At 64.9% G+C, this 8,606-nt stretch carries 9 protein-coding genes; 7 read left to right on the forward strand and 2 right to left on the reverse strand.

The annotated features are described in order from the left end of the window. From Q0025_RS14375 to Q0025_RS14385, 3 genes are all read left to right on the forward strand, one after another. Positions 1-158: SEC-C metal-binding domain-containing protein (locus tag Q0025_RS14375; RefSeq protein WP_297300313.1), on the forward strand; the 158-nt coding region annotated here is incomplete at its 5' end. A 173-nt stretch (positions 159-331) separates the two neighbouring features. Further along, positions 332-1,162 carry a transglutaminase family protein gene (locus Q0025_RS14380; RefSeq protein WP_297300314.1) on the forward strand — a complete coding sequence of 277 codons (831 nt, stop codon included), beginning with the start codon at positions 332-334 and terminating at the stop codon, positions 1,160-1,162. Positions 1,163-1,224: 62 nt separating this feature from the next. Further along, complete coding sequence (locus Q0025_RS14385) at positions 1,225-3,459, forward strand: primosomal protein N' (protein WP_297300306.1); 2,235 nt, start codon at positions 1,225-1,227, stop codon at positions 3,457-3,459. Between the two features lie 75 nt (positions 3,460-3,534). On the opposite strand, the gene Q0025_RS14390 is transcribed toward Q0025_RS14385, so the two are convergent. Both Q0025_RS14390 and Q0025_RS14395 read right to left on the reverse strand, forming a co-directional pair. Then, positions 3,535-3,792 (reverse strand): hypothetical protein, encoded by a 258-nt coding sequence (locus Q0025_RS14390; RefSeq protein WP_297300307.1) that lies wholly within the window; start codon positions 3,790-3,792, stop codon positions 3,535-3,537. Positions 3,793-3,862: 70 nt separating this feature from the next. Next, the gene (locus Q0025_RS14395) at positions 3,863-4,420 is read right to left on the reverse strand and encodes a thioredoxin family protein (RefSeq protein WP_297300308.1); all 558 of its coding nucleotides are present in this window, start codon (positions 4,418-4,420) and stop codon (positions 3,863-3,865) included. A 282-nt stretch (positions 4,421-4,702) separates the two neighbouring features. Between Q0025_RS14395 and Q0025_RS14400 the strand changes: the two genes are divergently transcribed. The 4 genes from Q0025_RS14400 to atpD all read left to right on the forward strand — a co-directional run. Beyond that, the gene (locus Q0025_RS14400; protein ID WP_297300309.1) at positions 4,703-5,266 is read left to right on the forward strand and encodes a F0F1 ATP synthase subunit delta; all 564 of its coding nucleotides are present in this window, start codon (positions 4,703-4,705) and stop codon (positions 5,264-5,266) included. Beyond that, positions 5,266-6,795 carry a F0F1 ATP synthase subunit alpha gene (atpA, locus tag Q0025_RS14405; protein ID WP_297300310.1) on the forward strand — a complete coding sequence of 510 codons (1,530 nt, stop codon included), beginning with the start codon at positions 5,266-5,268 and terminating at the stop codon, positions 6,793-6,795. The genes Q0025_RS14400 and atpA overlap by 1 nt, the downstream gene beginning before the upstream one ends. Before the next feature lie 36 nt (positions 6,796-6,831). Further along, entirely contained in the window at positions 6,832-7,698 is an 867-nt protein-coding gene (locus tag Q0025_RS14410) for a F0F1 ATP synthase subunit gamma (protein WP_297300311.1), read from the forward strand. Between the two features lie 12 nt (positions 7,699-7,710). Further along, positions 7,711-8,606: F0F1 ATP synthase subunit beta (atpD, locus tag Q0025_RS14415; protein WP_297300312.1), on the forward strand; the 896-nt coding region annotated here is incomplete at its 3' end.

Genomic DNA, 8,606 nt, shown 5'->3' on the forward strand with positions numbered 1-8,606 from the left:
CGCCGCCCGCCCAGGACCCCGCCTTGCAGGCGCAGCGTGGCGCGGCGCCGGGGCGCGTGCCGGGCGATCCGTCGACCTGGGGCAAGGTCGGCCGCAACGAGGCCTGCCCGTGCGGCTCGGGCAAGAAATACAAGCACTGCCACGGCCAGATCGGCTAAGCCGCTCCGGCCGATTTAAGCGCCGGCTCAATAGGCGGATCAAGGCGGCCGCGCCTTCGGCCTTTCGTTCAAGATCATGGAACCAGGAGCGCCGCCGGAGGTTTGAGCTGCTCCCGGCGTAGGACTTGCTTCGCGTGTTCCGGCTCGGGCGCTCGACGGAGGTAAGTCCCATGATCCGCATCAAGGTCGGATGCGACATCCATTTCGAATTTCCGCAGCCGACGCCGATGATCGTCGTGCTCAACGTCCATTATTCGCGCGTGTCCGACCTCGAGCGGCCGGATTATGTCGTGACGTCGCCGCGCGTGCCGCTCTCGGGCTACCGCGATAGTTTCGGCAATTGGTGCTATCGCTTCGTCGCGCCGGCCGGCCATCTCGAAATTTCGACGCATGCGGTCGTCCGCGACTCGGGTGCCTGGGACGAGGCGGCGCTCGACGCAGCCCAGCATCCGGTCGAAGAGCTGCCGGCCGAGACGATCCAATATCTCCTCGGCAGCCGCTATTGCGAGACCGACCGCCTGACGGACGAAGCCTGGCGGCTCTTCGGCACGATGGCGCCGGGTTGGGCGCGGGTCCAAGCGATTTGCGACTATGTCCATGACATCATGAGCTTCGGCTACGAGCATTCGCGCCCGACCCGCACTGCTTACGAGGCCTATCAGGAACGCCGCGGCGTGTGCCGCGACTATGCGCATCTCGCAGCCGCCTTCTGCCGCTGCCTCAATATTCCGGCGCGCTATTGCACGGGCTACATCACCGACATCGGCCTGTCGCCGCCCTATGAGCCGATGGATTTCGCCGCCTGGATCGAGGTCTATCTCGGCGGCCGCTGGCACGCTTTTGACCCGCGCAACAATGCGCCGCGCATCGGCCGCATCCTCGTCGCGCAAGGCCGCGATGCCGCCGACGTGCCGCTGACGCATACATTCGGGCAGGGCATATTGTCGAAATTCAAGGTCTGGGCGGAGGAGGCGCCGCCGCTGGCTGCGGCCGCGTCGGCATGAGATCGCGTTAGACCGACGAAAAAATCCTGCACGTTTTCGGCAACATGCTCTAAGCCTCGCGCATGAGCGAGCGCACGCCGAGTCGCAGGGGGCGCGTGGCCGATGTCCTCGTGCCCGTCGCCGTCGACCAGACCTATTCCTATCGCGTCCCGGCCGAACTTGACCTCGCCGAAGGCGATCTCGTCGAAGTGCCGCTCGGCACGCGCCAGGCCGTCGGCGCGGTCTGGGAAATCGGCGAGGGCGGCGGCAGCAATCTGAAGGCGGTCAGCGGGCGCTTCGACATCCCGCCGCTCAGCGAGAAACTACGCGCCTTTGTCGATTGGGTAGCGCGCTGGACATTGAGCCCGCGCGGCATGGTGCTGCGCATGTGTGCGCGCGCGCCCTTTGCCGCCGTCGAGGAAAAACCCCGTGTCGGCCTGCGCCGGGCGGGGCCCGAGCCGAAGCGCATGACTCCCGCTCGCGCCCGCGTGCTCGCGGCGCTCGACGGCGATCTCGCCGTCTTGAAGAGCGAATTGGCCGAGCGGGCCGCCTGTTCTGCGAGCGTCATCGATTCGCTCGTCGATGAAGGGACGCTCGAGGCCGTGGCCCTGCCGCTCGAACCGGTGGCGGGCGCCTGCAATCCTGATTTCGCGCCGCCTGAGCTCGAAGCCGATCAGGCCAATGCCGCCGCCGCGCTCATCGAGGATGTGAAGGCCCGCGGCTTTTCGGTAACTTTGCTCGAAGGCGTCACCGGCTCGGGCAAGACGGAAGTCTATTTCGAAGCGGTGGCGCAAGCGCTGCGCGACGGCCGCCAGGCTTTGATTTTGATGCCGGAGATCGCGCTCACCGCGCAATTTCTCGATCGCTTTGCGGCCCGCTTCGGCGCACGCCCGGCCGAATGGCATTCGGGGGTCAGCCCGCGCAAGCGCGCCCGTATCTGGACGGGCGTCGCGCAGGGCGCGGTGAAGGTCGTCGCCGGCGCGCGCTCGGCGCTGTTCCTGCCGTTCGGCGATCTCGCCGCTCTCGTCGTCGATGAGGAGCACGAGGCCGCTTACAAGCAGGACGACGGTGTTTCGTATCACGCGCGCGACATGGCGGTGGTGCGCGGCCAGATCGATAAAGCGGCGGTGATCCTCGCCTCGGCGACGCCGTCGATCGAATCGCGCGTCAATGCCGAGCAGGGCCGCTACAAACATCTGCGGCTCGGCGCGCGCTACGGCGGCGCCAAACTGCCATCGATCGAAGCGGTCGATCTGCGCCGCGAGCCGCCGCCGCGCGGCCGCTGGATCTCGCCGCCGCTCGTCACCGCGGTCGGCGCCGCGCTGGCTGCCGGAGAACAGGCTTTGCTCTTTCTCAACCGCCGCGGCTATGCACCGCTGACGCTCTGCCGTGCCTGCGGCCATCGGTTCCAATGTCCGAATTGCACGTCCTGGCTCGTCGAGCACCGCTTCCGCCGCGCGCTCGTCTGCCATCAATGCGGCCATATCGAGCGGGTGCCGCAGCATTGCCCGGAATGCGACAATGTCGAGACGCTGACCCCGTGCGGTCCCGGCGTCGAACGGCTGGCGGAAGAAGTCGCCAAGCTCTGGCCGCAAGCCAAGGCCCTGATCCTGTCGTCGGACTTCCCCGGCGGCACACAGCGCTTGCGCGACGAGCTCGAAGCCGTCGCCCATGGCGCCTGCGATATCATCATCGGCACGCAGCTCGTGGCCAAGGGCCACAATTTTCCGCTGCTGTCGCTTGTCGGCGTCATCGATGCCGATGTCGGCCTCTCGAACGGCGATCCGCGCGCGGCCGAGCGCACGTTTCAGGTTTTGCAACAGGTGACGGGCCGCGCCGGCCGCACGGGGCGGCTCGGCAGGGCGCTGGTGCAGACCTGGCAGCCGGAACATCCGGTGATCCGCGCGCTCATCTCAGGCGATGCGGAGAAATTCTACAGCGAGGAGACGGAGCAGCGCCGCCGTGCCGGCCTGCCGCCCTTCGGCCGGCTCGCCGCGCTCATCGTTTCGGGCAAGGACCGCGCTTCGGCCGAGAATCATGCCCGCGCGCTGGTGCGCACCGCGCATGCGCTGCCGCCCAATCCGAAATGGACACTCGCCGCGCTCGGCGGCCTGCCCCGCGACGACGAGATCAGCCTGCTCGGTCCGGCCGAGGCGCCGATCGCCGTGATCCGCGGCCAGCACCGTTTCCGGCTTTTGGTCCGCGCGCCGAAATCGGCCGATCTGCAAGGCTTTCTGCGCGCCCTGCTGGCGACGGCGCCGCCGGAGCGCGGCGGCGTGCGCGTTACCGTCGACGTCGATCCGCAGAATTTTATGTGAACGCTTTGCGCGGCGGCCCGCGCCGAAGCAATCCGGAAAGACCCCTGGCCCGCTTCGCTTCGCTCGCAGTGACGGCTAGATATTCGGGTCCTCGGCCGAATGGGCGCGCATGATCGCCTCGATGAGCCGCGGGTCGAGCTTGTGCCGGTCGACGATCACCTTCTGCGCATGCACGCCCGTCACCGCTGACGCGGGAATGGCGAAATCGCCGGCATTCTCGACGTAGACGATAATGTCTTGGCGGTTGCGCGAAACCTCGCGCACGGCGCCAAATGCCTTTTGGCCATCGGCGAGAAACACTTCATATCCTTCGCCAACTTCGAGCGCGGCCATTTTCATCTCCCATCAAAAGCATCATTGGGCGGCGCGGACAGCGGCCGCGCGGCGAGAACGTATCAAAATCTTAGGACTGAGCTTTCCATTTGATCGAGCAGCCGATCGAAGGAATCTGGTGCTCCGGCGCGTGGCCGGTCGTGGCAATCATCCGCATCGCGTCGAGCAATTCGCGCCGCGCCCCCGCCGGCGGCGGGGTGGTGCGGCCTTCATCGAGCCGGCCGCGATATTTGAGCTTCAGATGTTTGTCGAAGCCGAAAAAGTCGGGCGTGCAGACTGCCTCATAGGCCTTCGCGACCGCCTGGCTTTCATCGTGAAGATAGGGAAACGGGAAGTGATGCGTCTCGGCGAAGCGGCACATATTGGCGAAGGAATCGTCGGGATAAGCCGCGGCGTCGTTCGAGCAGATTGCCGCAAAGCCGATGCCCTCGGCGAGCAGCAGGCGCGCATCGGCGACGAGCCGGTCGATCACCGCGACTACATAGGGGCAATGGTTGCAGATGAAGACGATGACGGTGGCTTTTTCGCCGGCGATATCGTCGCGCGTGTAAATCTTGCCGTCCGTCGCAGGCAGGCGGAAATCCGCGGCCGGCGTGTCGAGCGTGATCGAGGTTACGGCTGTGGCCATCGGGTCCTCCGGTTCGGCCAAAATATAGGCAAAAGCGCCTGTCTGGCCAGCCTCGCGGCGCAGAGCGGAACTGCCGCCGCACTATGCAATGGCGGACGGGTTGCGCACAAAAATGCCATATGTTAGGGACCCTCCGCCTTGGGAGGGAAAGCGAGTTTTCGCGCCTGACCCGGGCGTTCTTTCCGCCCGCTTGCGCTTGCTCGCGAATTGCCGCGCGAACGCTTGCAAGCCGGGGCGTTCCGACGACGTCCCAGGGTTCATTGTCCTCTAAGGGTTATTGTCTTGGCGCAAGACGAAAGCATCGTATCGGGAGTGGGCGGGCGTTATGCCCTGGCGCTTTACGAACTCGCCAAGGCGCAGGGCTTGACCGATCAGGTCGCCAGGGATCTTGAGAATTTTGCCGCGCTCGTCGCCGAGAGCAAGGACCTGAAGCGTTTTGTCACGGCGCCGGTCTATTCGGCCGAGGAGCAGTTGCGGGTCCTCAACGAGGTTCTCGCGCGCGCCGGCATTTCCGGCATCTCCGCCAATTTCGTAAAGCTCGTCGCGATGAAGCGGCGGCTGATGCATATCGCCGACATGATCGCCGATTTCCATAAACTCGACGATCAGGACAAGGGCCGCGTCCGCGCCGAGGTCACCGCCGCCGAGCCGCTGAAAGACGCGCATGTCGCGGCGCTGAAAAGCGCGCTCGCCGAACTCACCGGCGGCAAATCCGTCGAACTCGCCTTGAAGGTCGATCCCGGCATCATTGGCGGGCTGATCGTCAAGCTCGGCTCGCGCATGATCGACGGTTCGCTCAAAACCAGACTCAATTCTCTCCGCACACGTTTGAAAGAGGTCGGCTGATGGACATCCGCGCCGCAGAGATTTCGTCGATCCTGAAGAAGGAAATCGCCAATTTCGGCAATGAGGCCGAAGTCACCGAAGTTGGCCAAGTTCTTTCGGTCGGCGACGGCATTGCCCGCGTCTATGGGCTGGACAATGTCCAGGCCGGCGAAATGGTCGCCTTCGAATCGGGCGTCCGCGGCATGGCGCTCAACCTCGAGACCGACAATGTCGGTATCGTTATTTTCGGCAGCGACCGCGAGATCAAGGAAGGCCAGACGGTCAAGCGCACCGGCGCGATCGTCGACGTCCCGGTCGGCAAGGAATTGCTCGGCCGCGTCGTCGATGCGCTCGGCAATCCGATCGACGGCAAAGGCCCGATCAATGCCCAGCGCCGCGCCCGCGTCGACGTGAAGGCGCCGGGCATCATCCCGCGCAAATCGGTGCATGAGCCGATGTCCACCGGCCTCAAGGCGATCGATGCGCTGATCCCGATCGGCCGCGGCCAGCGCGAACTCATCATCGGCGATCGCCAGACCGGCAAGACCGCTGTCGCGCTCGACGCGATCCTCAATCAGAAGGCGATCAACCAGGGCACGAACGAGAGCGCCAAGCTCTATTGCGTCTATGTCGCCGTCGGCCAGAAGCGCTCGACCGTCGCGCAATTCGTCAAGGTGCTCGAAGAGCACGGCGCGCTCGAATATTCGATCGTCGTCGCCGCGACCGCGTCGGATCCGGCGCCGATGCAATTCCTGGCGCCCTTCGCCGGCTGCGCCATGGGCGAATATTTCCGCGACAACGGGATGCACGCGCTCATCATCTATGACGATCTGTCGAAACAGGCCGTGGCTTATCGCCAGATGTCGCTGCTGCTGCGCCGCCCGCCGGGCCGCGAAGCCTATCCGGGCGACGTGTTCTATCTCCACTCGCGCCTCCTGGAGCGCGCCGCCAAGCTCAATGACGAGCATGGCAACGGCTCGCTCACTGCGCTGCCGATCATCGAGACCCAGGCAAACGACGTGTCGGCCTATATTCCGACCAACGTCATCTCGATCACCGATGGTCAGATCTTCCTCGAGACGGACCTTTTCTATCAAGGCGTCCGCCCAGCGGTGAACGTCGGTCTCTCGGTGTCGCGCGTCGGTTCTTCGGCGCAGACGAAGTCGATGAAAAAGGTCGCCGGCAAGATCAAGGGCGAGCTCGCGCAATATCGCGAAATGGCCGCTTTCGCGCAGTTCGGCTCCGACCTCGACGCGACGACGCAGCGCCTTCTGGCGCGCGGCTCGCGCCTCACCGAGCTTTTGAAACAGGCGCAATTCTCGCCGCTCAAGATCGAGGAACAGGTTTGCGTGATCTATGCCGGCGTCAACGGCTATCTCGATCCGCTGCCGGTCAACCGGGTCAAGGCGTTCGAGGAAGGCTTGCTGGCGCTGCTGCGCTCGAGCCATTCCGATCTTCTGGCGGCGATCCGCGACTCGAAGGACTTGTCGGACGCCTCGGCCGCGAGCCTCAAGTCGATCATCGAGAACTACGCCAAATCCTTCGCCTGAGATTTGCCTCAGCACGTGAGCTAAAGCGGAACTGACATGCCCTCGTTGAAGGACCTGCGTAACCGCATCGCCTCGGTCAAGGCGACGCAGAAGATCACCAAGGCCATGCAGATGGTCGCGGCGGCGAAGCTGCGTCGGGCGCAGATGGCGGCCGAGGCGGCGCGGCCGTTTGCCGAGCGGATGGAAAAGGTGCTCGCCGGCATTTCCGGCGGCTTCAGCGGGACGAAGCCGCCGCTGCTCGGCGGCACCGGCGGCGACGCGGTCCAGCTTCTCATCGTCTGCACGGCGGAGCGCGGCCTTTGCGGCGCCTTCAATTCCTCGATCGCCCGCCTCGCCCGCGACAAGGCGATAGAGCTTCAGAGCGAAGGCAAGACCGTCAAGATCCTCTGCGTCGGCCGCAAGGGCTACGACCTGCTGAAGCGCCAGTTCGGCGCACAGATCATCGAAGTGATCGAATTGCGCAGCGTCCGCCAGCTCGGCTTCGGCAATGCCGACGAGATCGGCCGCAAGGTCATCGATCTGTTCGAGAAGGGCGAGTTCGATGTCGCGACCCTGTTCTTCTCGCGCTTCCGGTCGGTGATCGCGCAGATTCCGACGGCGCTGCAAATCATTCCGGCCGAGTTGCCGGGCGAGGCCGGCCAGGCGCATGTGCATTACGAGACAGAGCCCGAGCCAAACGAACTGCTCGCCGAACTGCTGCCGCGCAATATTTCGGTGCAGGTGTTTCGTGCGCTGCTCGAAAACGCCGCGTCCGAACAGGGCGCGCGGATGAGCGCGATGGACAATGCCACGCGCAATGCCGGCGAGATGATCAAGAAGCAAACGTTGAAATATAACCGCACCCGCCAGGCGATGATCACCAAGGAACTGATCGAGATCATCTCCGGCGCCGAGGCGCTCTAAAGAGGACGAAGCATGGCCGACGAAACCAAGCCCATTGGCCACATCACGCAGGTGATTGGCGCCGTCATCGACGTCAAATTCGATAATCACCTGCCGCCGATCCTGAATGCGCTCGAAACGCAGAACGGCGGCAACCGGCTCGTGCTCGAAGTCGCGCAGCATCTCGGCGAGAACACGGTGCGCACGATCGCCATGGACATTTCCGAAGGTCTCGTTCGCGGCCAGGAAGTCGTCGATACCGGGGCGCCGATCAGCGTGCCGGTTGGCGACGAGACGCTCGGCCGTATCATGAACGTCATCGGCCAGCCGGTCGATGAGGCGGGTCCGATCCACACGGCGGCGCGCCGCGCCATCCACCAGCCGGCACCCTCTTATGCCGAGCAGGCGACGGAAGCCCAGATCCTCGAGACCGGCATCAAGGTCGTCGATCTGCTCGCGCCCTATGCCAAAGGCGGCAAGATCGGCCTCTTCGGCGGCGCCGGCGTCGGCAAGACCGTGCTGATCATGGAACTCATCAACAATATCGCCAAGGCGCACGGCGGCTATTCGGTGTTCGCCGGTGTCGGCGAGCGCACCCGCGAAGGCAACGACCTCTATCACGAGATGATCGAGTCGAAGGTCAATATCGATCCGCACGAGAACAACGGTTCGGCCGCCGGTTCGAAATGCGCGCTTGTCTATGGCCAGATGAACGAGCCGCCGGGAGCCCGTGCCCGCGTCGCGCTGACCGGCCTCACCGTCGCCGAGGATTTCCGCGACAAGGGCCAGGACGTGCTGTTCTTCGTCGACAACATCTTCCGCTTCACCCAGGCCGGCTCGGAAGTGTCGGCGCTGCTCGGCCGCATCCCCTCGGCGGTGGGCTATCAGCCGACGCTGGCCACCGACATGGGCGCGCTGCAGGAGCGCAT

Origin of the sequence: uncultured Methylovirgula sp., from assembly GCF_947646745.1 — a bacterium.
Lineage (GTDB): Bacteria > Pseudomonadota > Alphaproteobacteria > Rhizobiales > Beijerinckiaceae > Methylovirgula.

What these genes read in the sequence shown, in the direction of transcription:
- Q0025_RS14385 (WP_297300306.1), top strand. Translation starts at nt 1,225, where the DNA reads ATGAGCGAGCGCACGCCGAGTCGCAGGGGGCGCGTGGCCGATGTCCTC.
- Q0025_RS14390 (WP_297300307.1), bottom strand. Translation starts at nt 3,792, where the DNA reads ATGGCCGCGCTCGAAGTTGGCGAAGGATATGAAGTGTTTCTCGCCGAT.
- Q0025_RS14395 (WP_297300308.1), bottom strand. Translation starts at nt 4,420, where the DNA reads ATGGCCACAGCCGTAACCTCGATCACGCTCGACACGCCGGCCGCGGAT.
- atpA (WP_297300310.1), top strand. Translation starts at nt 5,266, where the DNA reads ATGGACATCCGCGCCGCAGAGATTTCGTCGATCCTGAAGAAGGAAATC.
- Q0025_RS14410 (WP_297300311.1), top strand. Translation starts at nt 6,832, where the DNA reads ATGCCCTCGTTGAAGGACCTGCGTAACCGCATCGCCTCGGTCAAGGCG.